General features: G+C 70.6%; 25 protein-coding genes and 1 pseudogene. 21 read left to right on the top strand and 5 right to left on the bottom strand.

Annotation, left to right across the window (positions count from 1 at the left end):
* Positions 1 to 168: 168 nt before the first annotated feature.
* The 3 genes from BMW99_RS41535 to BMW99_RS42750 all read left to right on the top strand — a co-directional run bounded on the left by BMW99_RS41535 (position 169) and on the right by BMW99_RS42750 (position 1,550).
* The gene (locus BMW99_RS41535; RefSeq protein ID WP_176735517.1) at positions 169 to 645 is read left to right on the top strand and encodes a hypothetical protein; all 477 of its coding nucleotides are present in this window, start codon (positions 169 to 171) and stop codon (positions 643 to 645) included.
* Positions 646 to 717: 72 nt separating this feature from the next.
* Positions 718 to 1,335, top strand: a complete 618-nt coding sequence (locus BMW99_RS42755) for a transposase family protein (RefSeq protein WP_069464126.1) — start codon at positions 718 to 720, stop codon at positions 1,333 to 1,335.
* A complete protein-coding gene (locus BMW99_RS42750; RefSeq protein ID WP_256090287.1) occupies positions 1,332 to 1,550 on the top strand; it encodes a transposase family protein in 219 nt (72 codons plus the stop codon). Before BMW99_RS42755 ends, BMW99_RS42750 begins: the two co-directional genes overlap by 4 nt.
* A gap of 219 nt (positions 1,551 to 1,769) precedes the next feature.
* Here BMW99_RS42750 and BMW99_RS30980 read toward each other — a convergent pair whose 3' ends face one another.
* A complete protein-coding gene (locus tag BMW99_RS30980; protein WP_069464128.1) occupies positions 1,770 to 3,143 on the bottom strand; it encodes a tetratricopeptide repeat protein in 1,374 nt (457 codons plus the stop codon).
* 234 nt (positions 3,144 to 3,377) lie between these two features.
* Between BMW99_RS30980 and BMW99_RS30975 the strand changes: the two genes are divergently transcribed.
* The 6 genes from BMW99_RS30975 (at position 3,378) to BMW99_RS30950 (ending at position 8,006) form a co-directional block, all read left to right on the top strand.
* The gene (locus tag BMW99_RS30975) at positions 3,378 to 4,247 is read left to right on the top strand and encodes an aspartyl/asparaginyl beta-hydroxylase domain-containing protein (protein WP_075017979.1); all 870 of its coding nucleotides are present in this window, start codon (positions 3,378 to 3,380) and stop codon (positions 4,245 to 4,247) included.
* Positions 4,248 to 4,279: 32 nt separating this feature from the next.
* Entirely contained in the window at positions 4,280 to 5,155 is an 876-nt protein-coding gene (locus BMW99_RS30970; RefSeq protein WP_075017986.1) for a hypothetical protein, read from the top strand.
* On the top strand, positions 5,152 to 5,685 hold the full coding sequence (locus tag BMW99_RS30965) for an SLOG cluster 4 domain-containing protein (protein WP_069466848.1): 534 nt from the start codon (positions 5,152 to 5,154) through the stop codon (positions 5,683 to 5,685). Before BMW99_RS30970 ends, BMW99_RS30965 begins: the two co-directional genes overlap by 4 nt.
* Positions 5,682 to 6,206 carry an orotate phosphoribosyltransferase gene (locus tag BMW99_RS30960; protein WP_245791699.1) on the top strand — a complete coding sequence of 175 codons (525 nt, stop codon included), beginning with the start codon at positions 5,682 to 5,684 and terminating at the stop codon, positions 6,204 to 6,206. Before BMW99_RS30965 ends, BMW99_RS30960 begins: the two co-directional genes overlap by 4 nt.
* Positions 6,203 to 6,865 (top strand): HAD family hydrolase, encoded by a 663-nt coding sequence (locus tag BMW99_RS30955; RefSeq protein WP_069466849.1) that lies wholly within the window; start codon positions 6,203 to 6,205, stop codon positions 6,863 to 6,865. The genes BMW99_RS30960 and BMW99_RS30955 overlap by 4 nt, the downstream gene beginning before the upstream one ends.
* Before the next feature lie 202 nt (positions 6,866 to 7,067).
* Positions 7,068 to 8,006, top strand: a complete 939-nt coding sequence (locus BMW99_RS30950) for a phosphotransferase family protein (RefSeq protein WP_075017978.1) — start codon at positions 7,068 to 7,070, stop codon at positions 8,004 to 8,006.
* A gap of 766 nt (positions 8,007 to 8,772) precedes the next feature.
* On the opposite strand, the gene BMW99_RS30945 is transcribed toward BMW99_RS30950, so the two are convergent.
* The 3 genes from BMW99_RS30945 to BMW99_RS30935 all read right to left on the bottom strand — a co-directional run bounded on the left by BMW99_RS30945 (position 8,773) and on the right by BMW99_RS30935 (position 11,703).
* Complete coding sequence (locus BMW99_RS30945; RefSeq protein ID WP_069464461.1) at positions 8,773 to 9,615, bottom strand: MmyB family transcriptional regulator; 843 nt, start codon at positions 9,613 to 9,615, stop codon at positions 8,773 to 8,775.
* Positions 9,616 to 9,775: 160 nt separating this feature from the next.
* Positions 9,776 to 10,876: a helix-turn-helix transcriptional regulator gene (locus BMW99_RS30940; RefSeq protein WP_069464460.1), complete on the bottom strand. Its 1,101-nt coding sequence runs from the start codon at positions 10,874 to 10,876 to the stop codon at positions 9,776 to 9,778.
* 44 nt (positions 10,877 to 10,920) lie between these two features.
* On the bottom strand, positions 10,921 to 11,703 hold the full coding sequence (locus tag BMW99_RS30935; protein WP_143080585.1) for a hypothetical protein: 783 nt from the start codon (positions 11,701 to 11,703) through the stop codon (positions 10,921 to 10,923).
* 577 nt (positions 11,704 to 12,280) lie between these two features.
* Between BMW99_RS30935 and BMW99_RS43195 the strand changes: the two are divergent.
* The 12 genes and pseudogenes from BMW99_RS43195 to BMW99_RS30880 form a co-directional block, all read left to right on the top strand.
* Positions 12,281 to 12,536 (top strand): annotated as a pseudogene (locus BMW99_RS43195) (helix-turn-helix domain-containing protein); the annotation flags it as partial.
* A gap of 627 nt (positions 12,537 to 13,163) precedes the next feature.
* Positions 13,164 to 13,391 (top strand): hypothetical protein, encoded by a 228-nt coding sequence (locus tag BMW99_RS30930; protein ID WP_079138295.1) that lies wholly within the window; start codon positions 13,164 to 13,166, stop codon positions 13,389 to 13,391.
* Entirely contained in the window at positions 13,391 to 14,449 is a 1,059-nt protein-coding gene (locus BMW99_RS30925; RefSeq protein ID WP_075017976.1) for a hypothetical protein, read from the top strand. Before BMW99_RS30930 ends, BMW99_RS30925 begins: the two co-directional genes overlap by 1 nt.
* Positions 14,446 to 15,186, top strand: coding sequence for an ATP-binding protein (locus BMW99_RS30920; RefSeq protein ID WP_075017975.1), 741 nt, complete (start codon positions 14,446 to 14,448; stop codon positions 15,184 to 15,186). Before BMW99_RS30925 ends, BMW99_RS30920 begins: the two co-directional genes overlap by 4 nt.
* Before the next feature lie 131 nt (positions 15,187 to 15,317).
* The gene (locus BMW99_RS30915) at positions 15,318 to 15,968 is read left to right on the top strand and encodes a WhiB family transcriptional regulator (protein ID WP_069466609.1); all 651 of its coding nucleotides are present in this window, start codon (positions 15,318 to 15,320) and stop codon (positions 15,966 to 15,968) included.
* The gene (locus tag BMW99_RS43190; protein ID WP_407640342.1) at positions 15,965 to 17,644 is read left to right on the top strand and encodes a DUF2637 domain-containing protein; all 1,680 of its coding nucleotides are present in this window, start codon (positions 15,965 to 15,967) and stop codon (positions 17,642 to 17,644) included. The genes BMW99_RS30915 and BMW99_RS43190 overlap by 4 nt, the downstream gene beginning before the upstream one ends.
* Positions 17,645 to 17,836 carry a hypothetical protein gene (locus BMW99_RS30905; protein ID WP_075017974.1) on the top strand — a complete coding sequence of 64 codons (192 nt, stop codon included), beginning with the start codon at positions 17,645 to 17,647 and terminating at the stop codon, positions 17,834 to 17,836.
* 83 nt (positions 17,837 to 17,919) lie between these two features.
* Positions 17,920 to 18,150, top strand: coding sequence for a hypothetical protein (locus BMW99_RS30900; RefSeq protein WP_069464357.1), 231 nt, complete (start codon positions 17,920 to 17,922; stop codon positions 18,148 to 18,150).
* A gap of 203 nt (positions 18,151 to 18,353) precedes the next feature.
* Positions 18,354 to 18,806, top strand: coding sequence for a plasmid mobilization protein (locus tag BMW99_RS30895; RefSeq protein ID WP_245791698.1), 453 nt, complete (start codon positions 18,354 to 18,356; stop codon positions 18,804 to 18,806).
* Positions 18,807 to 18,819: 13 nt separating this feature from the next.
* Positions 18,820 to 20,538: a relaxase/mobilization nuclease domain-containing protein gene (locus tag BMW99_RS30890; RefSeq protein ID WP_069464356.1), complete on the top strand. Its 1,719-nt coding sequence runs from the start codon at positions 18,820 to 18,822 to the stop codon at positions 20,536 to 20,538.
* 78 nt (positions 20,539 to 20,616) lie between these two features.
* Entirely contained in the window at positions 20,617 to 21,096 is a 480-nt protein-coding gene (locus BMW99_RS39490; RefSeq protein ID WP_079176245.1) for a hypothetical protein, read from the top strand.
* 101 nt (positions 21,097 to 21,197) lie between these two features.
* On the top strand, positions 21,198 to 21,473 hold the full coding sequence (locus BMW99_RS30880) for a hypothetical protein (RefSeq protein ID WP_069464355.1): 276 nt from the start codon (positions 21,198 to 21,200) through the stop codon (positions 21,471 to 21,473).
* A gap of 82 nt (positions 21,474 to 21,555) precedes the next feature.
* Here BMW99_RS30880 and BMW99_RS30875 read toward each other — a convergent pair whose 3' ends face one another.
* Positions 21,556 to 22,236: a DUF317 domain-containing protein gene (locus BMW99_RS30875; protein ID WP_245791697.1), complete on the bottom strand. Its 681-nt coding sequence runs from the start codon at positions 22,234 to 22,236 to the stop codon at positions 21,556 to 21,558.
* Positions 22,237 to 22,238 lie beyond the last annotated feature (2 nt).

Genomic DNA, 22,238 nt, shown 5'->3' with positions numbered 1-22,238 from the left:
TTTCATCCTGAATTCGCAGGTCGGGTCGCTGGTGTGGGTGGCGATTGACGCGCTCGCGCTGCTCTCGGCCGTGATCGTTAGCAGGTGATTATCTGCCATGGGCCGGTTCGCGGATTTTGGGGTGGCGTATCCGGGCGTCTCGTAGGTTCCGCAGCGGGAGGGATGCGCATGGTGGACGTGCTGACGTGGATGATCGAGCGGCGGATGCGGCTGACGGAGCGGGCGGAGCTGCTGCGCAAGGAGCTGGCGGAGATCGACGCCGAGCTGGGCCGGCTGGAGGCGGCCGAGGTGGTGTTCGGGCAGTGGGCCGAGGCGACGGACGGAGGAAGGCGGCCGTCGGGCATCGTGGAGCCGGAGCCGGAGCCGGAGCCGGAGCGGGTGGTGGTGACGCCGGGGGCGGCTGGGATGCGGCTGATTCCGGACCGTGAGGAGGGCATGGGGGTGGAGGTGCTGACGCCGGAGTACCGGCGGATCATGGAGATCGTGACGGCTGCGGCGGGGCCGGTGATGGCCAAGGACGTCGCGCTCGCGCTGGGCCGGGAGAACACCCCGGGGAAGGTCGAGCCGGTTCGAGGGCAGTTGCGCAAGCTGTCCGACCGGGGCTGGCTGGCCCGGAACGGCTCCGGGCGCTATTTGCCGCGCTGACCACACTGACGTCGGGGGGAGCGGCCGGTTTCGGCCGTAACGTGAGAACCCCCGGCAGGAGTTGGCGCCTGTGTGAAGAAGCAGCCGCCCGCCGGGGGCTCTCCCGGTGTTGTCTACCAGGTCCGGCTTCCCGTGTCGAAGCGGACCGTCGATCTCGTCGCCGGACTGATACGCCGGCGCCGCAAGCAGCTGGGCACGCGCTGGCGCAAGGCCGCCCCCGGCACCCAGGCGATCGTCGTGCTCGCTGTCCTGCGTCACGACCAGCGCCTGGCCGATATGGCCGGCGGCAACGCGGTCTCGGCCGCCACCGTCCGACGCTGGGTCCTCGAAGTACTCGACTTGCTGGCCGCGAAGGCCCCGCGTCTGGACCGCGCCCTGAAGAAGATCGCCCGTTCCGGCGGTGCGGTGGTCCTGCTGGACGGCACCCTGGTCCGCACCCGCCGCCGCACCGGGGCGGCCAACCGCAAGAACTACAGCGGGAAACACAAGGCCCACGGCCTGCTCTTCCTTGCTCTCACCGATGAGAAGGGCAACCTGATCTGGATCTCTTCGGCCCGCCCCGGCCGGGCCAGCGAGATCACCGCCGCCCGCCACGACCACATCACCGCGCATCTGCGCGAGGCCGGCCTCGGCGCCCTTGCCGACCTCGGCTCGTCGGCCTGGACGACGACCCCGACGACAATCCCGTGATCATCACCGGCCGCAAGGCGACGCGCTCCCGCCGCCTCACCGACGCCGAGAGGGAGGCGAACCGGCTGGTCAGCCGCGAACGCGCCGCCGTTGAGCATGGCTTCGCGAACCTGAAGACCTGGCGAGTCCTGACCAAGGTCCGCATGAACGCCCGTCACGCCACCACCCTGCTGCGGGCCCTGCTCGTCCTCGCGAACACCGAAGTCCACCGGTGACAGACGATCTCCCGAAGAAGATCACATCCCTGACCAGTGCCAGTACATCACCGCAGGCGCACACCAGCCCCGTGACCTGCGAAGTCAGGATGAAAACTTCTCAATGGGTGACCTGCTTTCCTGCATCGCGGAACCGGTAGGCGCTGCCCATGACGGGGCCGGCTAATGGGGCGAGCCGGGTTCCGTCAGGGCGCCCGACGGAGTGAGTGCCCGATTTACTCAGGTGGTGGAGGCCAGGAAGTCGCGGACGATGGGGACTCCGCGGTGGCGTGCGAGTTTGCTGCGGAGGTCGGTCAGGGTGGTGGTGCCGCGGGCGGAGCTGATGCCGCCCATGCGCTCGATGGCGTCCTGGGCGGTGGCGACGGCGGTGTCGAGGTCGCCGAGGTCGAGGTGGGCTTCGGCGAGACGGGCCAGGTAGATGGCGTGCCCGCGGGGGAATGCGTCGCCGTCGTATGCCTCGGTGGGGTTGACGGTGGTGGCGTCGGTGAAGTGGCGGAGCGCGGCTTTGGGCTTGCCGAGGTTGAGGGCGGAGCTGCCGAGGAGTTGGTGGATCTCGCCGCGATTGACCCAGTAGACGCAGGCGGGGTCTTCGGTGCGGGGTCCGGCGTGATTGTAGGCGTCGATGGCGGCGTTGGCGGCGCGGTCGGCGGCGTGGTGGTCGCCGGCGCGTGCGTGGGCGCGGCAGGCGCGGGCGTAGAGCATGGCGGTCATCCGGGCTGAGCCGATGCGGGGTGCTTGGGCGAGGGCGGTGTCGATCAGGTCGAGGGCGCCTCGGGGGTTGCCGTTGGAGTAGTGCTGGATAGCCCAGAACGAAAGGGTGTTGGCGCCGATGACCGGGTCGCCGGCGTCGGCCGCCGTGCGCATCGCGGTGGCGTAGTGGAGTTCAGCGGCGGCCAGGTGGCCGCTGTCGTAGGCGGTCCAGCCGGCCGCGCGTGATGCCTCGGCTGCTGCGCCGAACAGGCGACGACGGACGGCCTGGGTGTGGGTGGTGTGCTGCAGGGCGCTGCGGATCAGGCGCAGTTCGGTGACGGCAGCGGCGTGGACGTCGCCTGATCCGATCTGATCGTCGAGGTGGCGCAGGTCTTCCAGGCGGTGCTCGAAGTGGTCGGCGACGTCCGTGCCGATCCGGGGGATGTGCTCGTTGGCGGGTGCGGCTGCCACTGCAGCGATGGCCTGGGACCACTGGGTGGTGACGGCGCCGAGGGTGGCGGTCGTGGTGATCACGAATTTCCTGCGGTCCACCGGTCCTCCTGCTGTGATGGTCAGGGCGTCGAGCGTGGCCGTTTGGTTCCAGGGCGCGGTGAGGACGGCGTTGTCATCGGGGACGGTCAGCAGGAGCCAGCCGGGCCATCCGTGGGTGTGGACGCTGTCCGGGCCCAGGCCCTCGACGGCGGCCATCGCCAGTTGGGTCGTGTAGCTGGGGATGTGGGTGCCGGCGATCCAGCGGGAGACCTTCTCCCGGCGGCAGGCCATCTGCCCGAACCCCATGGCCACGTGCTGGTCGGCGACGTGCCGCAGGTAGGTCTCGGCCGTCTGGCCGCGTAAGGCCAGCAGGTGGGCGAGCGGGTGTAATTCGGCGGTCTCATCGATCACGGCCGGCGCCTTTCACGCAGCGGGCCCGTCCAGTCTCCCCCTGCTCGGGAGCGCAGGGAAGGCCGTCCGGGGCGGTCGGCAACAGGCGGCAACATGCGGCAACCAGCAGCAACAGTCCACATCTGTGCGGCCGGTAGTCGGACGGGGTGTCCTTGCCTGGCACGTCCCGGAACGGCCGGGACCACGCAGGAGGGACCAGCGGTGATAGCAACGGTGACCCCGCAAAAGCCCAGAATGGGATCGGGAACGGTCTCGGAGCAGGTGCTGACCGGCCTGGCCGGTCAGGTGGCACGTCTTGGCGACATCGAGCCCGCGGTGCTGGATGCGGTCCGGGCTGAGGCGGTGCTGGCCGATCGCGGCGTCGTCGCCTACGGCGACTACCAGAGCGGCGGCTGGTGGACGGCGAGCTTGCTGAACCACTCCGGCGACCACAGCGACACCGTCATCGGCGACGGCAGGCCCCGGCCCACCGGGCTGCTGGAGCAAATGCCGGCGACCGGAGCGTTCCTGGAATCCCTCGGCCTGGACTTCATGTACGTGCGCCTGGCCCGGTTGGAGGCCAACTCCTACCTGTGGGAGCACCGCGACTACGCCGAATTGCGCGAGATCGGCCGCCACCGCCTGCACATCCCGCTGGTGACCAACCCCTCCTCCGTGCTGGTCACCGCCGGCGCCCAGGTCCACCTGGCCGCCGGAGCGCTGTGGCGACTGACCCCCACCGTCGCGCACGGGGTCCGCAACGTCACCGGCCCAGACCGGCTGCACCTGATCGCCGACGTCTACACCGACGACGCCTACGACCAGCTCGCCACCCATACCCGGCTCGCCCCCGGCGACGTGCGGCTCCTGCCGGAGCTGGAGCCGGCCGGCCGGCAGCAGCTGCTGGTCCACGCGCGCTCCATGGCCGACCTCGGGTTCAAGCGGGCCGCCGAGCACCACCTGCTCCATGCCTACTTCGACTACGCCCTGCCCGAGGGCGGCGCCTACGAGCTCGTGGCCGAGATGTACGCCCGCCGCGGCAACCGCGACCGCGCCGCCTGGTGGACCAACACCGCCACCCACCTGCTGGCCCGCGAAACCGCCCCCGCCAGGAGGCCACAGTGACTACCTCGACCACCGCCGTCCCCGGCACATCCGTGGAGAGGTTAGAGGAACTGGCCGCAGCCCACCGGCCGGAGCAGCTGGTCCTTCTGGAGCGCCTGATGGACGCGCTGACTGCCTGCGACGCTGTCACGCACCTGATGGTCCGCGGATCGCTGGCCTCAGGGACCGCCGACCGGCTCAGCGACCTCGACCTGGTCGTGGCCGTCCACGACGGCCAGCTGCCCCAGCTCGTCGACCACCTCGACCCCCTGTTGGGAACGCAGTTCGGGGCGCTCCTGCCGGGCTGGCGGGACACGATCGTCGGCCAGCTCGGCGGCACCGGCCGCGTCTACCTGCTGCCGCACGCCGGCCATCTCCTGCAACTCGACCTGTACGTGTGCCCGACCAGTACCGCGCAGGCGGTGCAGCAGCGCTCCGGCGCGCGGGTGCTGTGGCAGAGCGGGCACACTCCCGAGATCGCCGAGGCGGAACGCGCGCAAGCCAGCCTGGCTCTTGAGCACCTGGCGAGCGCCGCGCCGGACTGCACCGCGCTCATCGTCCAGGCCGTGGTGCTGCACGCAATGCTCCGCAAGCGGCTGCGCCGCGGCCAGACCTACATCGCCTTCGGGCTCCAACACCACCTTGTCGAGACCTGCCGCGACCTGATCCGCACCGCGCTGGCCCCGCACTCGCGACACCACGGCTGGTACCACCTGGCCGAGGTCGGGCACACCGCCGCAGGCCGGGCCTGCCTGCGGGAGCTGCACGACGCCGTCCGGCAGCCGGCCGCCTCCACACTCAAACAGGCCGACCGGGCGTTGGAGCGCATCCTGCGTATCGCCCAGAACGTCGCGCCGACCCAACTGGCCGCGCTCAGCGGCGAGCTTGCCGCCTACCGCGCCTACCAGGAACAGGAGGACGAGCGGTGACCCGCACCGTGTCCCTGTTCGCCGGCGTCACGCCCCGCAATCCCGGAGAGGAAGTGCTGGCTGAGGAGGTCGGCGAGGTCCTGGGCCGCGCCGGGTACACGGTGCGGCACGGTGGCTACAACGGGATGATGGAGGCCGCGGCCCGCGGCGCCGCCCGCTACGGCGTGTCCGTCATCGCCGTCACGCTCGCCGGCCGCCCGGACTGGGGCCCCTTCAACCCGTACGCGACCCGGCAGGTCTTCGCCGAGACCATGGGCGCGCGCCTGCACGCCTACCTCGACGACGCCGACCTGGTCGTCGCAATGGGCGGCGGCGTCGGCACCCTCCACGAGGTGACCGCGGCCCTGTACTACGCCACCACGATCCGCCCGGTCCCGATCCGCATGCTCGGCCCCACCGCCAGCCGACTGGAGGAGTTCTTGCGCGCCGAGCTATGGCTGCAACAGACCCCCACCCGCCCGCTGGACTTCCTGCGCTCCCTGCCCGACGCCCAGGCGTTGGCCGACGACCTCGCCGGCGGTGCCCGGTGAGCGCCACGACGACGGGCCTAGCCGCCCGCATCGCCACGGGTTCCTACATGCCCGGCCCCTACCACCTGCCTAACGGGACCGTGCTGCCGTCGTTCTTCGACCCGTTCCGGCTGGCAGCCGACCCCGAACTGCTGGCGGAGACCGCCGCAGCCCTCGCCGACCTGCTGCCCACAGACACCGGCGCCGTCGCCGGTCCCGCACTGGCCGCGGTGCCGCTGGTGACGGCCCTGTCCCTGCACACCGGACTGCCCGCGACGTTCCTGCGGCCCCAGGTCAAAGCCCACGGGTCGTGCCGACGCATCGAAGGCGCCGACGTCGGCCACCGCCACATCGTCGTCGTCGACGACACCGCGCGCACCGGCACCAGCCTGCTGCACGCCACGCGCCTGCTGCGCATCGCCGGCGCAACCGTGACCACCGCGGTGTGCGTGGTCGACCGGCAGGCCGGAGCCACCGACCTGCTCGCCGCCCAACACCTCGAACTGCGGGCGTTGGTAACCGACCCGGGCGGCACACCATGAACGCCCAAGGCCAGCCGCCGCAGGCGGTCCTGTTCGACCTCGACGGCGTGCTGCTGGACTCCGCCCAGACCATCCGCACCGCACTGGCCGCCGTGGCGACATGCGCCACCAATCGCCGCCACGCTCTGGCCTCCCTCCCCGATGCTGCCCTCACTCAACCCCGCGAGGAGGTCCTGCACGTCTTGGGCGTGAGCAACCCGGCCGACGCGTGCCGGCGCTGGTGGGACGGGGCCCTGGCCTCGAGCCCGCCCGCCACGTTTCCCGGCGTGCTGGCCGGCTTGCAGGCCTTGCACTCGGCTGGGATCGCGGTGGGTGTGGTCACCCTGCAAGACCGCCACCGCCTGGACTGGCTGCTGCCGCCCGACTTGTCGACCGTCCTGGACGTCGTGGTCACCCGGCAGGACGCAGCAGCCAAACCCTCACCCGATGGAGTGCACGCCGCGCTGAACCGGCTCGGAGTCAATCACCAGCACGCCCTCATGGTCGGTGACAGCCCCAGCGACATCCTCGCCGCCTGCCGCGCCGGCGTCCTGGCCCTCGCTGCAGCCTGGGGCTTCCACCCACCCGCCGCATTGCTTTCAGCCGGCGCCCAGCAGGTCCTTCCGGCACCCTCATGCATTGGCCGCCCCCTGCTGGAGCACCTGGAACGCCGAGGCTGAACGCCCATCCCCGCTACAGTGGAGGGGCACCCCAGCAGGTGCCCCTCCACGAGGATTTCGAGGACACAGGCGATGCGCGTGATGCGGCGAGCGCCCGGCGCCGAGCCGGAGAACTGAGAGCACCAGCTCCCTCTCCGCGGCTTTCGGCCCGGCTCGGCGCACGCCCCACCACCTGGTCCTGCGAACCCTTTGTGAGATCCCCGTGACCCCGCCCCGCCCCGGCACCGGCCGCCTCAGCTTCACCGACCTGCCCAACGCACTACGCGACCGCATCGCCAAAGCCCTGGGTTCCCCCGTCACCCACGCCGTGACCCCGCCCGGCGGCTTCGGCCACCAACTGGCCGCCACCCTCACCCTCGCCGACGGCCGCCGCTACTTCACCAAGGCCGCCCCCGACGATGACGCCCTCACCGCAGCCAACCTGCACGAGGCCGCCGTCCTGGAAAGCTTCCCTCCCGATGCCCCGGCCGCCAGCCTGATCGGCGTCTACCAGGAGGGCGGGTGGACCGCCGTCGTCATCGAACACCTCGACGGCACCCACCCCGACCTCCGCCCCAAGAGTGCCGACCCCGAGCGCGTCTGGGTACTGCTGGACCAACTCACCAGCCAGCCCGCACCCCCCGCCTACACCGAAGCCGTCAGCGACCGCCCCTCACCAGCGGCCACCCTCCACGGCTGGACCCAGATCGCCTCGGCCTCGCCGGCTGACCTGGACCCCGAGGCACGGGCACGCCTAGCCGCCCTTACCGAGATCGAAGCCGCCTGGCCGAAGCTCGCGAGGGGCGACAGGATCGTCCACGGCGACCTACGCGCCGACAACATGGTCCACGACCGCCACAAGGGCGTGATCTTCGTGGACTGGGCCCACGCCACCACCGGCCCCGCCTGCATCGACGCCGTCTCCCTCGCCCCACAACTCATCCTCGCCGGCGCTCGGCCCGGTGACGTGGCCAAGGCGCTGGAGACTCACCCTGCATCCGCCAGCGACCCTGACACCGCCACGGCATTCCTCACGGCACTGACCGGCCACTGGCAACGCAACGCCCGACTCCCCTCGCCCCCCGGAGCACCAGGCCTACGCGCCTACCAACACCGCGCAGCAGCAGCCGGCCTCTCCCTCCTCGTGCAGCGGCTCCGGTGATCCACCAGCATGCCGGGTAGACGGAACGTCGAACCACCGTGTAGGTCACGGGAGCCACCTGGGATGCACCCGCTCGGCCTCGAGGCGTGCTCATCGGCGGCTCATGTGCCGACCCACCCCCCGACCGGCTCGGGCAAGCCCTTGCCCCGGAAGACGCGCGAGACAGCAGCCATGACGCGAAGCGCACAAGTGGAGGACCGCAAATACGGGCGCGCTCGTATGCTGGGGGCCATCTCTGGTCCGAGAGAGTCGACGGAGGGTCAGACGGGGCGCTAGCCTGCGTGGACTTCAGCCCCGTCGGGGTGAACCAGGCCCTTGGCCGTGGCGAGAATGCCGGAGTGGAAGCGGCCGGTGCCCCGATGTACATCAGAATATCGGCGGTGATGCGCCCAGTCGTGCAGAGCGAGATGCCCAGGCGCCGGGCGATCTACTCATCGGTGAGCCCTTTCCCAACAGGGCGAGAACTGGCTCCCGCTTCTTTAGCGAGTCCGTTCTCGGGCATTCGGGGTGACTGTGCCTAGTAGGGCGCGGCACGGAGGCAGGTTTCCTCGTAGACGGCCAGCGCGGTGTTGGAGTCGAACAGCAGGAGGTCGATGGGCACCTGCTGCGCCAGCCGGACCTCGGCGCCCCGGGGTTGATCCTCGCCCCAGCCGGCGACCTGGCCACCGCCGACTCGACCTGTTGCTCTCGGCGGCAGGGGCCGTGACCCGGTGACGGGACCTCGTTCGCTGTCCGTGCCCTGGGCCCGCAGGGGGACATCGGTTCACTACCTGGGACAGTTCGATGGCATCGCTGGCGATGCAGTTGGAAGTTCGTCGAAGAACGGGGCAACGTACAGACGTGCGCCCGGGGTGTCCGAAAGGATCGCGGCGCACAGCGTCATCCAGCCTCGCCCGAAGCGGGAGTGCCGGATGGGACGGTAGGGCTCCGCCTGGGCCATGATCGAGGCCGCCGACTCGGACGCCTGGTAGAGACGGGCGGTCACGGGGTCTGCCAGGACGTCTTCGAGGAGTTCGTTCAGGATCGTGCTGCCGGCCTGGAGCGCGAGGGCAGTGCGGAAGCGGGCGACGAAGGCGGGCGCCCAATGGATGTCCCACTCCAGCAGCACCTCTCGGGCGGCCGGGCTGGTCAGGGTCCACCGCAGGAAGTCCACGGGCATGGGAGCGGGTGCGAACAGGGCCCGGAAGGGCTCATTGTGCGCGAGGATTTGGCCCTCGGAATCCATGATGAAGGCCATCTGCGACTGCGAGTCGAGCACGGCTTGCCAGCGGTCGGCCATCAGCAGGCCGGCGGGTGGATACAGGGGCTCCAACGGTTCGGTGGAGAAGGCGAAGGCGTGGACGCCCCGCCATTCATCGGTCGTGAGCTGGAGTATGCGTGCTACGGCCTCCAGCAGGCCCGGGTGCCGTGTCTTTCCGCGTTCGAGGGCTGCGTAGGTTCCGGCGGCCCGGCCGAGCAGGGTGTCCATGTGGGCCTGGGTCAGGCCGGGACCGCGCCTGCCGCGGCGGTCCCGTGAGGCGCCAGTGACGTGCAGTTCCGGGTAGGCAGAGGCGTCGATGCGAGCGCGTGCCTGGGCCAGGAATGTCCGCAGGGCGGGCAGGTCTGCCACGGCGGCCTCCTTGCTGCAAGGGCCGGCGGCGACGAGTCCGCCCCGGGGCGGCGCCGTGCCCCCGGGGACGGTCTGAGGTGACGTGGCGGCCCGCAGCGGGTTTGCCGTCCAAGCAACATGTCGAGCAGAGGAAGATAGCTGCAGGCCCCAACGATCGGAATCATACATTCCGCATTTCAAGATCCTTATCGGCGACCTCGGGATGAACCAAGCCCCGGAACGCCGCGAGGACGCCGGTGTGGAAGCGGCCGGTCCCCCCGATGTGATCGATGATGTTGGCGGTGATGCGCCCGGTCGTGCGGAGCGAGATACCCAGGCGGCGGGCGATCTGCTCGTCGGTGAGGCCGTTGGCCATCAGTGCGAGAACCGCCTGCTGCTTCTCGGTGAGTCCGTCCTCGGACATTTGGGGGGACTGCGCTGAGTAGGGCGTGGCGTGGAGCCAGGTGTCCTCGTAGATGGCCAGGTAGGTGCCCATGAGGTGCCGGTCGTGCAGGAGCAGCATGGGGTCGGTCAGGCTGAGGGGGTTGCTGGGGATGAGCGCGGTGTGGGAGTCGAACAGCAGGAGGTCGAACGGCACCCGCTGCGCCAGCCGGACCTCGGCCCCCAGGGCGGCGAGCTGGTTCAGGTAGCCGCGAGCGCGCTGTCCGGATGCGACGGTGTGCCCGTAGATGGCGCGCACCCGGATGCCGCGGGCGATCAGGTTCGCGTCCAGTTCAAGGGAGGTGGCCAGCACCTCCTGCGGCGGCAGGGGTCCGGGGTGCATCGACCAGGTGTCGGTCCGGGCGGTGGCGTTGAGGGACATCAGGGACTCGGTGCGGTGCCGGCGGTCGCGCAGGTACTGGACCTGGACGCTGGCAGTCTCGCGCAGAACGGCTGGGCGCATCTCTTGGGAGATCTCCTGGGCCCTTCGCTGCAGTGCTTCGATCTCCTTTGCATACGCCTCCAGTCGGGCATGCTGCTGCTCGAAGAGGCGCATGAGCGCCACCTCGGGATCGACCGCCGTGACTTCCGCACCCGAGACGGTCCCTTGCAGCAGACCCAGGTCCCACAGGTGGCGCCACGCACGTTCGGCGACGTCTTCGACAAGGCCCATCTCGTCTCGCAGCCCCTTCAGATCCGCCTCTCCTCGGCGGCGCAGCTCCATGTACATCACCATGGCCACCTCGCTCACCGACACGGTCGGTGCTGCTCCGGGGGCGACGCCCGAAAGGTGCCCCTGATTGCGCCGGGGGAACTGGGTGATGGACGCGTCGCCTGACATACAAGATCATCCTTTTTCTGTTGCACCGGTCCGTATTGCATGGGTCAGGCCGATAGCGAGGTCGTCACGAGCACCGCGTGGTCGATGGCGGCGTCGAAGCACTGGTCGGCGACCAGTCGCGTGGCATGGGCCCAGAGCGCGCTGTCGATCAACACCAGGGCGTCGCCGGGGCGGTCGGGGTCCGCGGGGAGGACGACGCTCGCGCCGTCGACGATGATCAGGTCGATGGCTGGGCTGGGGTCCAGGCGCACGCTGACGCCAGCCTCGGTCACTGCCTGCAGATGCCTGCGCTGTCCGTCGGACAGGTCGCTGCGGCACCGGTAGACCTGGCGGATGTCCACGCCGCGGCCGGCCATCTCCACATCGGCGCGGGTACTGCGCCCCCACTCGGGCACAGGGTCGGAGTGGACGGTGAAGCGGCTCGATGCCGGCGCGCGGTAGGCGTCGGCCAGGGCCGCGGCGACGGCGCGGCGGCCGGCGACCAGTCGGATGTCGGTGCGGTCGTCGAGCGTCCAGCGGGGCGGCGCGACCCCAGCCGGTGTCCCCCAGACCGCTTCGGCGACATCGCCTTCGCGTGTGAGCAGCACCTGCCGGCACAGGCCCAGGAGCCTGGCGACCGCCACCGCGGGCTCGACCGCGACGCAGCGCTCCGCGTCATCGTCGAATTCGCCAAGCCCGAGACGCTGCAGCAGTCCCCAACTACGCTGTAGAACAGCAGGGTTGAGGTCATTAACGATGGCGACATCACCACGTTCACAGCGCAGCATTTCGTATAGCTCGATCGCCACCCGCTCGACCTGGCTGACAGCTTCCGATGACGGCTGCATCACTCCCCCTCCGATCGCTCCAGCAGCGAAGGCACAGGTGAGGTGCCCGTGGAGCGTCAGGTGAGTGTGCACAGACGCGTGGCGTGTTTTCTACGGGGATCTTTTTTACCTGGTAAAAAACCTCCCGGTTATTAACCGGGCAAAGCGGCCCTCTGTCACCCAACTCGCCATCTGGATGCATCCGCCAATGAGCCGAGGGTGTGGCAGGTCTCGGGCATGGCCGAATTTGGCCACTGCCACGTAGAGCCCCAGGCAACGCCCCACCCGGACGCCCGGCGAGCAAGTAAAGCCGCAGGTCAGAGCGACACACTCCCGTCAATCCCAACGCGCACCACAGGGAAGACCCAGGGGAGCACGGACCGAATTAGGCCGATTTGCACCCTACGTGGTGGGCTTTAAGCCTTGTTGACACTCCTCAGTCACACGCCGAAGATCAATCCCACCCCCGACCACCCCCGAACCTGCACACGTTGCGCCCACCCCGGTCGGCGATGTGGAGGGAAGCCGCCAACCCGGCGATCCGATTCGACCATGGGTTCGCCACAGCCACTCGCACCGGCGGGAAACCGGCGGGTAGAGGCGGAAACCGGCACAGTCGCGTGCCGGCTACCGGCACAGCGATCTACCGGCTGCCCGTACACAGAACCGTAGTGAACCTGATTTGAACCGGAGGTACAGCAGTAGAGGTACTGCCATCCTCTCGGCTGCCGAGTGGCAAGTCGACCCCACCACCCACTCACCTAAGGCAGCCAACAAGAGCCCTTCGACCGCCGAGGTGACGGGGGCATCGCGCCGCCGACGCCAAGTGGCCAGCCCAGCGGGCCGCCCTCGCGTCGTGACCGCTGCGCCTTTCGGCGTGCCGCTACGGCGCTCTGACCAGGAAACGAGTGCAACTGACGACGTATTTTCGACTACTCGCCCGGCCCCGCGGGCGGCCTGATCGTCGGCCGATCCGCCCACATGGACGCCTGGATCCCAGGTGCCACAGGCCAGTTGACGACTGGCGCGGTTCCGATTGTCTGCGTGGTCCGTCTTTTGGTCCTGTCGGTAAAAGCAGAGCCAATGTCGAGGATTGTTTAGCTATGTCTGGATCTTGGTGGCGGCCGTGCGTACGTTCTTGGTCCCACCGCCGGGCACCGGGCCCGGAGGAAGGCTGAGAGGGGCGGGCAGCGACCGGCCACACCGTCACACACGAGCACGCTTGCCACCATACGAAACCGGCGCCCGAGGGGCAGAACCCCTGGACGCCGGCCGCGGTGAACCCGACGCCTTGCCGGGCACGGGTCCACCTCACGCTTCCGCACCGGCCCTTTGGCGAGGGACGTCCGGTGCGGGCTACTCAGGGAGAGTGTTGCATGCTCCAAGCCGCGCGCATAGCGCCCCAGGCCACCCCGGTGGCCCCGCGTTCCGGTCCCCGTCCGGGTCCGCGACCGGATGAACTGGCTCGTCGCCTGGCGGCGATGATGCCCCAGGCCGCCGTCCTGACGGTGGTGCTCCAGGGCCCCAACAAGCCCTGGCCGCATCTGGAAGTCACCGCCCGCGATGCCCACGGAGCCCCCGTGCGCATCACGCGCACCCAGCAGCTGGTCTCCGCCCGCTGGATCATCCGCGCCCACCCGGACGCCGGCTGGCAGACTCCGCGGACTTTCGACCTGCGCACCGCCCGCCTCGGGGGTGAGGCGGCCTAGTGGCCCGCATCCGCACCATCAAGCCCGAAGCCTTCGACTCCGAGGACCTCGCCTCGGTTCCCATCAGTGCCGTCCTGACCTTCTTCGGCCTGCTCACCCTGGCCGACGACGCCGGGCGGTTCCGCGCCCACCCCGCGATCATCCACGGCAGGCTCTGGGCCCTGCGCCCCGACCACACCGTCGTCCACGTAGCAGCCGACCTTCAGCAGCTCGCCGCCGCCGGGCTGATCTGCCTGTACACCGGCTGCGATGGCCGGGCGTACCTGCACATCGTGACCTGGGCCAAGCACCAGAAGATCGACCGGGCCAGCGACAGCCGCCTGCCCGAGTGCCCCGGCCACGGCTCCCCGGGCAAGCACGGCTGCGGCGGCTGCGGAGAGACCGCCTGCACCCGCCCCCACCGTCTTCCCGCCCCCGCCGACGCCGCGCTGGCCACGACGATTCCGACGCCCCCCGACTCGGCGGATGCTCGACGAGTCCTCGATCACCCGGTTTTGTCCGAATCGTCGGGTGAGCCGGACGCCTCGGCGCAGCCGGAGGACGGCTGCATTACCGCCACGGACACCGTCCCCGACGATGGGGGTGGATGCGCAGGTCAGACGGTATTCGTCGATGCCTCGATGCATCCTCGCGAGGGCTCGGCGTCTGGATCTAGGATCTTGGATCCTGGATCAGTACCTGTGGGGCGCACCGCGCCCGCGCCGGACCCCTCCACGGCGGAGGTCTCGGCCAAGGACCTGCTCGGCGAGTACATCTCCGCCTGCTACCGCCGCCCGCCGAACAAGACGATCGGCCATCTGGGCAAAGAGATCCGGACCCTGCTCGACGAGGGCTTCGAGCCGGAACCGATCCGGGCGGCGCTCGAGCGTCTTCGGGCCAAGAGCCTGCATCCGAGCGTGCTGGCGAGCCTGGTCAACGACGTCGTGAACGCCGGGCCGAGGGCCGCGGGCGCCTCCGGCGGGGGCCCTTGGGCCCGCACCACCACCCCCGCCTACGTCCCCTACCAGAACCCCGACGCACCCGCACCCAGCAGCTTCGGCATCGGAGGCCGGCGATGACCCGCACCCGCCTGGACGACCCCCGCCCCCTGGCAGGTGACCGGGTCGCGGCCTGGGTGACCGCCAAGCTCGCCGAACGCGGCCTCACCCTGGCCAACAGTCCCGCTGAGCCTGAGTGCCCCGAGCCGTCTCCTGCCGAACAGGCGGCGCAGAAACGTATCCCCTACGACTACCGCAGCGCTGCTGCAGACCACGAACAGGTCACCGCCTGGGTGGATCGGATCGCGGCAGCCGCCACGGCCGGGGACCTCGGCGGCCGAGGACGCCGGGAGATCGCCCACGGCCCCAGCCTGCTGCTGTGGGGACCGACCGGCACCGGCAAGACGCACCAGGCGTACGGGGCGATCCGCGCGCTGACCGCAGCAGGTTGCGCGACGCGGTGGGACGCCACCACCGCCGCCGACCTCTACGGCCAGATGCGCCCCCGCCCCGGCATCGACGGCGAATACCAGCTGCGCCGCATTGTGCGGGTGCCGCTGCTGCTGCTGGACGACCTCGGCGCTGCCAAGTCCTCGGAGTGGACCGAGGAGCTGACCTTCCGGCTCCTGAACTGGCGCTGCCAGAACCGGCTGCCGACGCTGATCACCACCAACCTGCCCCCCGTCCGCGAGGAATGGATGGACCGGCAGGCCCGGGTACTGCGCGACATGGTCGGCGACCGCGTCCTGTCCCGGCTGTCCGGGATGTGCGAACCGGTCGAGCTCACCGGGCACGACCGCCGCTTCGCCGCCGCCTGACCGCCGCCCGCCCCATCCCTTCACCCGCGGCCCCAGTGCCGCGCGGTCCTTCGTCACCCCCCTCGGCCGGGCCTGCCCTGCGCCCCTGCGCTGCCGCCCGGCCGAACACCAGCCACCACGGAGAGTGCCACTTGTACTACATCACCACCCACGACTCCCCCGCCACGGGACTTCGGGGCATCGGCGACACCACCTGGCAGCACCACGGCGCCTGCAACGGCCTGAAGCCGAAGGTCGCTGACCGGATCTTCTTCCCCACCGCCCGCAACTCCGGTTCCATTGCCCAGGCCAAGGCGATCTGCGGCCGGTGCCCGGTTCTGGAGACCTGCCTAAACGCCGCCATCGACACCGGCACCAAGGACGGCATCTGGGGTGGCCGGACCGAAGCAGAGCGTGAGCGCTCGCATGCCAGGGCTGCCCACCGACTGGAGTACAACCGGGTACGCGCTGTCGTCGCCGGCCGCGACATCCCGCTGTCCACCCGGGAACGCGCCGCCGTCGCCCGCGAAGCCGTCCTGCGCGGATGGACTCCTCGGCGCCTGGCCACCGTGCTGGGCTTCACGGTCAAGCACTCCCGAGACCTGATGGGCAAGGCCCGCCATGAACTCCACCAGGCCACCGGCGGCGCGATCCCGGCAACCCCTCCCGCGCCCGAACCGCAGGACGCCTACGAGGACGAGCGGGACGACATGACCACGGGCGCCGAGGAGTTCGACGCCCTCGAAGGGCCCACCGACGCCGAACTCGCCCAGCAGGACGCCGACCTCGGGCAGGCCGCATGACCAACCCCCACACCACCTCCCCCGCACCGGGGCCGCATTCAACGCCGGTGGGCTGGTGGGACCGGGCTGCGATCATCGCCCTCGGCGGAGCCGGGTGCGCCCTGTCCTACGACGCCCTACAACAGATGGCCGTCGCCATCCACGTCCGCCCCGCCCTGTCGTACCTCTTCCCGCTGGTCATCGACGGGTTCATCGCCTACGGCATCCGCGCCCTGCTCGTGATGTCCACCGCGCCACTGCGCGCCCGCCTCTACACCTGGACCCTGTTCGCCACCGCCACCACCGCCAGCATCTGGGCCAACGCCCTGCACGCCGTCCGCCTCAACGAACAAACCCACCAACCCGGACTGCGCCTGGGCGACCACGTCGTCGCGGTCCTGTCCACCATCGCGCCACTCGCCCTGGCCGGCGCCGTCCACCTCTACATCCTCATCACCCGCCACCACCCCACCCGAACCGGCAAGCACACCGAGCCCAAAACGCATCGGGCCAGCGCACTGGTCCCGGTCCGAGCCGACCCCGACGGCACCATCCGGACCGGACCACACGATCCGCTACGCGAGCCGGTCCGCCCGGACCACACCGACGATCGCGATCACGACCTGAAGGGCGAGCGGACCATGGACCGCGGACCGGACCACCCCGGCGGACCTTGCGGACCAGACCCGGCCGGCAGACCGTGCGGACCAGCGGACCACGCTGAAGCCGGACCACCCGAGCGGACCAGCCGACCAGGCCACCTCGCGGACCAAAACACCGCGGACCAAGAACTCGCGGACCAGCCGGGTGGGGACCACCGCGGACCGGACGATCACCGACCGTACGTGCAGGGCACATCGACCGCCGGCGCCGAGCACAGCCTCGAGCCTGCGGACCACGAGCCCGCCTCGACCGACCGGCCAAAGGACCACGCCGAAGCCCCGGCCACCAGGCCGCAGCCAGCAACGAATCCAGCACCAAACACCGGACCGGAGCCAATGGCACCCGGCCTGGAAGTGGTTTCCGCAGCTCAACCGCCCTCTGACGGACCGGCTCACGGCATTGGCGACGAAACCTCCCCCCAGGAGCCAGGGTCTGCTGACGCGTCAGCAGAGGCTGAGGACCGCATGGCGGCACGAGCGGACCGGAGCGGGGAGGCGGACCAGGACCGCGGAGCAACGGACCATGCCGGGGGGAGCACGAGCGGAGACCAGTCTCCTCCCAGGACCGGCGGACCAGACCATCCGGCGGACCACAACCACCGCGGGGACCGTCCCGACGGACCGGCGGACCACGAGAGCGGACCGCTCGCGGGGACCGGCGGACCGGACCATCGTGCGGACCGCGAGCCCGGGGACCACCATGCCGTCGGGGACCGCGGACCAGCGCCGGAGAAGCGGACCGGACCAGAGCCTGATGGTGTCGGGGACCAGCCGCACCGGCGGACCGCGGACCGGACCGGGACCAAGCCGGCCGGTCCTGCCGAGGAATCCGGCCAGGCAGCCGGGCTGGAGGAGCTGCTGTCGATCGCGCGGAGAGCAGCCCTGTCTGAAGGCCGGATGACACGGCGGGCACTTCGCCCCTACCTGAACGAGGCCGGGGTGCCGATCAGCAACGGGCGCTTCACCGAACTACAGCGGCACCTGTACGCCGACCCGACACTGGCGCACCTGCCCCGCCCCGGCCGGAGGACATGAATGAAGACGTGCCACCGCTTCGACCTCCTCAAAGCCCGGGCCGAACGCGATATCCGCATGCACAAGGCCCACGCCGCCAAGCACGCCGGCGAGCGGTCGGCCAAGCAGAGCTCCACGCTGGCCGCCCTCGCACGGCAGGGCATGGCCAAAGCACTGAGCCGGCACTACGCGAACTGCCCCGAATGCGCCTGAACCACCCCTGATATGCCCCCTCCCCGCGGTCGTGGCCTGGTCGCGGCCAGGCCACCACCGCCCCGACCAAACGGAGTTGACCTTTGATCCCTCCCCGTCCGCGGGCCCGGGCAGCGAGCTGGGCCGAAGCCTGCGTCTGGGCCGACGTCCTGGTCCGTTACGGCCTATTGGACGCCGCGCTCCCCACGCCGAGCGGGCAGTGGCTGGTCCGGCTGCACCCGAACAGCCCGGTCGAGGTACTGAGCGGACCGTCCGCGGTACTCGACCTGGCCGCCCGCCTCCAGCACCAGAACCGAAGGATCCGCACCCGGTGACAAACCCCGAATCGCCCACGCCGAGCAGCGAGAATCCACTGGTCAACGAGGCACGCCGAGCGCGAGCAAGATATAGCAAGAGCATTGCTCCCCTTGGGAGCAATGCTCTTGCGATCCCCGCCCCCGTGACGGGGGCGGTGTCCGGCCGGCACCGGGGGGCGCCGACCGGAGGGGATGCGGCCGAGGGCGGCCTGCATCCGGTTGTGGAGGAGACGCCGCACACCTGCCACACCGCGAAGTGCACGCACGCCGCCCCCGAAGTCGCGCACGTGCGGCAGCGTGAGCGCCAGTACGCCGAGCGCAAGCGTCTGCGCCAGCCGAGCTGCCGCATGAACGACGACGAGTACCAGATCCTGCTCCAAGCCGCCGCCGCGTGCCGCATGAGCGTCGCGACCTTCCTCGCCCGCGCCGCGATGAAAGCCGCCCGCGATCTTGAGCGCACCGCCGCCGAGATCGCCACCGAACGCGAGATCGTCGCCGAGCTGTTCGCCGTCCGGCGCCACCTCGGCTACCTCGGCAACAATCTCAACCAGGTCGCCAAGGTGCTCAACTCCGGTGCCGACGCTCCCCAGGCCGCCGCGGTGCTGGATGCCGTGCAGCGTGCCGCTGCCCGCGTGGAGACAGCCACCGGCCGGCTCCTGCCCGACCACGGGTGAAGGCGGTCTCCCGATGATTCCCCAGATACACGACCACGGCTCCAACACCGGCCGGCTGCTGGCCTACCTCTACGGCCCCGGCCGCAGCGAGGAGCACACCGACCCGCACCTGGTCGCCGCCTGGGACAGCCTGGTCCGCGACCCCGGCCGCGACCCGCAGGCCACCCTCCGCGCACTGCAGGAACTGCTCGACCAGCCCGTCAACGCCCTGCCCAAAAGCAGGCGGCCGGCCGAACACGTCTGGCACATCTCCATCCGCAACGCCCCCGAAGACCCCATCCTTTCCGACGACGACTGGGCCGACATCGCCCGCCGTATGGTGGCCGCCACCGGCATCGACACCGGTAAGGGGGCGGGCTGCCGGTGGGCGGCGGTCCGGCACGCCGAGGACCACATCCACATCATCGCCACCCGCGTCCGCGAGGACGGACGCCAGGCACGGCACCACAACGACGCCAAGCGTGCCCAGGCCGAAGCCCGCCTGCTCGAAGTCGCCTACGGGCTGCGGCAGCTCAACACCGGAGACGGCACCGCGGCCAGCCACCCCACCCGCGCCGAACACCACAAAGCCGAACGCACCGGCCGGGAGCGTACCGCTCGCGAGGAGCTGCGCGAAACGGTCCGCCGCGCAGTCGCCGGCGCCGAGGACGAGGCGGAGTTCTTCGACCGTCTGGGCCGGGCCGGTCTACTGATCCACACCAAGGCCATGCCCTCGGGCGACCTCGCCGGATACAGCGTCGCCCTGCCCGACGACCTCACCGCCGACGGGGACCCGGTGTTCTACTCCGGGTCCACCCTGGCCCCGGACCTGTCGCTGCCCCGGCTCCGGCAGCGCTTCAGCACTCCCGACGGGCACGACGCCGAGGAATTGCTGCCCGCATCGGCCACCGGGCGCTCCGGACGGCGCCCGGCACCGGCGCGCCGCCGCACCGCGGAGGCCGCCTGGGCGGCGATCCTTGTCATCGACGACGGCAGCGACTGCGCGGCAGCAGCGCAGATCACGGCGGCCGGGGAGGTCCTGGACGCGCTCGCGGCGACCTCGGCCGCCCACACCCGCCGGGAACTGCGAGAAGCGGCAGCGGCGTTCGAGCGGGCCTCCCGCTCCCATGTCCGTGCAGAGCGCCGGCACTCCCGGGCGCTGCGGCGGGCGGCCCGCGACCTGGTCTACTCCGGCCCCGCGCTCGGACGGGGTGAGGACGGGGCCGGCACCGCGATGGCGATCGACATGCTTGTCTTCCTGGTCATGGCGACCGCCCACTGGCACTGGCGCAAGCAGCACGCCCAGCAGGCCGCCGCCGCCCGCCAAGCCGCCGACCACCTCCGCGCCGCCTACCGCAACGCCGCCGGGCCGCCCCTCAAAGCAGCTTCGCAGCGCGGCCGTGCACTGCCCGGCCCGGTCCGCGACCGGCAGGCAGCAGCGGTGCGCACAGCGCTACCGGAGTTGGCTGAGCAGATCCTGGCTGAGCCCGGCTGGCATGCGCTGGCCGCCACCCTCACCGACGCCGAAGCGGCTGGCAAGGACCCGGCCCGCCTGCTCGCGCAGGCAGCCGCCCGGCGGGAACTGGGCAGCGCGGAATCCATCAGCGACGTCCTCATCTGGCGACTACGCCGCACCGCCGGCCTCCCCGCCGACCCCACCGGGCTCCGCCGACACGCGACATCCCATACCGCAGCACCCAACCCGCCGACGCAACAGAGGCGTTCGGGTCGCGACCCGGGCCGGTCCGTCTGAAAATTTCTTGAGTAGAAACCGGGCATGACCTGCGAGAGAATTGGTTTTCACACCGCATGAACAGCACCGGGGAGGGCTATGTTCAACCGCCGCCGCAGAGCAGAAGCCATACGACGCGAGTTCGACCAGATTGCCGCCAACGCCCGGCACCTCAGCCCGTACGAGTTCACCGCACCGCTCCGCGAAGCTACCCCTGATCCCGAACCCGCACAGCCGACCTCCGAGACCGGTGACAACTTCCTTCCCCCCAGTCTCCGGGCTCGTGGCCAGCGCCAGTACGCGGGCAGGATGATGAGATTCGCCGGCCCACTGGAAATCGACGGCACGGTTCGCACCTGCCCGGAATGCGGTGTCGACCGCGACTGGCTGGTGCTGTGCGCGGGACCGAACATATGGCTGCGCTGCCGCAGCGCCCACGAATTCTACGCGCCCGCCCTCAACAGCGCCTGGTTCGACGGAATCTGCGGCCCCATCGACGCGTTGTTCGCGACCAAGGACGAAGGGGTGGCGAACGAGGGCTTCGACGGAACCTTCTCCGGCATTACGTTTCCCGAATGATCAGGCAAGCGATCTGCCAAGGCAAGCCGACCTCATCCCCAGGGACTGCCGCGCATGAATCGCTGTGACCGGCGCATGGTCATCGTCTCCCAAGGGCTGCAGTGGGCGGGCTCGCTGCTGGGCTGATCTACGGCGCCGATTTGTGGGCCGGTCACCAGCGCCCCGATACCGGTAAAGAAGGGACGATCCGCTGGGCGTTCTTCGGACCGGCGGCAACGGCACTCCGCGCGCTCGCCGCATTCGCCGTGCCGGTGGCTGTCGGGGTCCTGCTGGTCAGCGGCTCCGCGTTGTGTGTGGCGCTCGTGGTCTTCCGCGAAAACCACTACCCGTGCGAGCTGCCGGCAGAAGGCTCCGACCGGAAGCAGCCCACAGGGTGACCTGGCGACTGAACGAACAACGGGGCGTGCCGCCGACCGGATACCGGTTGGCGGCACGCCCCGTTTCGCTTCGAGTTGATCTCTACAGGGTGGTCACGGTGGTCAGCGAGCGGCTGGCCGGGTCGGGTGGGCGCTGTCGGGTCACGGGGCGGGGGTCGGTGAGGGCGGAGGCGAAGGCGGCGACGAGGTCGTGTGGGGTGGAGTGACTGAAGGCAGCGCACCACAAGTAGGGTCCACGGGCTTCGGGTTCGGCCCAGGCTTGCCAGCCGGGCAGATGCGAGGTGGGGTCCTCGTCCCAGATGCCCTCGGGCAGGGTGCGCAGCGTCAGGCAGGCCACCAGATGCGGATCCCACACGGTGCTGTCGGGATAGGCCACATCCGGTGACCACCCGGCGGCCAGGAGCTCGTCGAGCACCGTGCCGGGGGCATGCCAGCGGGCGGTGGGGTCGGCGCTGGCGTCGGCGGCCAGCGCGAGGCCGGCGACAGCCTCCCCGGGCAGACCGGTGGTCAGGTAGGCGTTCCAGGACACCCGCCGCCGGTCAGGGGCGCTCCGAGCCGACACCCGCCAGGCCACGGGCAGGTCGCCCAGCAGCATGGGCTGGTCGGGCAACACCCACTCAGCGCTGACGAGCTGGCCGGGGGCGGCAAGCAGGAGAGTCTGCTGGGCTGTGGTCCAGCTCGACCAGCCGTTCCGGGTGAGGGTGTCGGTGACGTGGTCGGCGAGGGTGCCGTCGTCGCCGGCAAGATAGCGCGGGGAGACCAAGA

The sequence above is a fragment of the Actinacidiphila rubida genome, from assembly GCF_900110255.1.
Classification (GTDB): Bacteria; Actinomycetota; Actinomycetes; order Streptomycetales; family Streptomycetaceae; genus Actinacidiphila; species Actinacidiphila rubida.
Note: the sequence above shows the minus strand (reverse complement) of the source record. Positions and strands in the feature narration are given on the sequence as shown.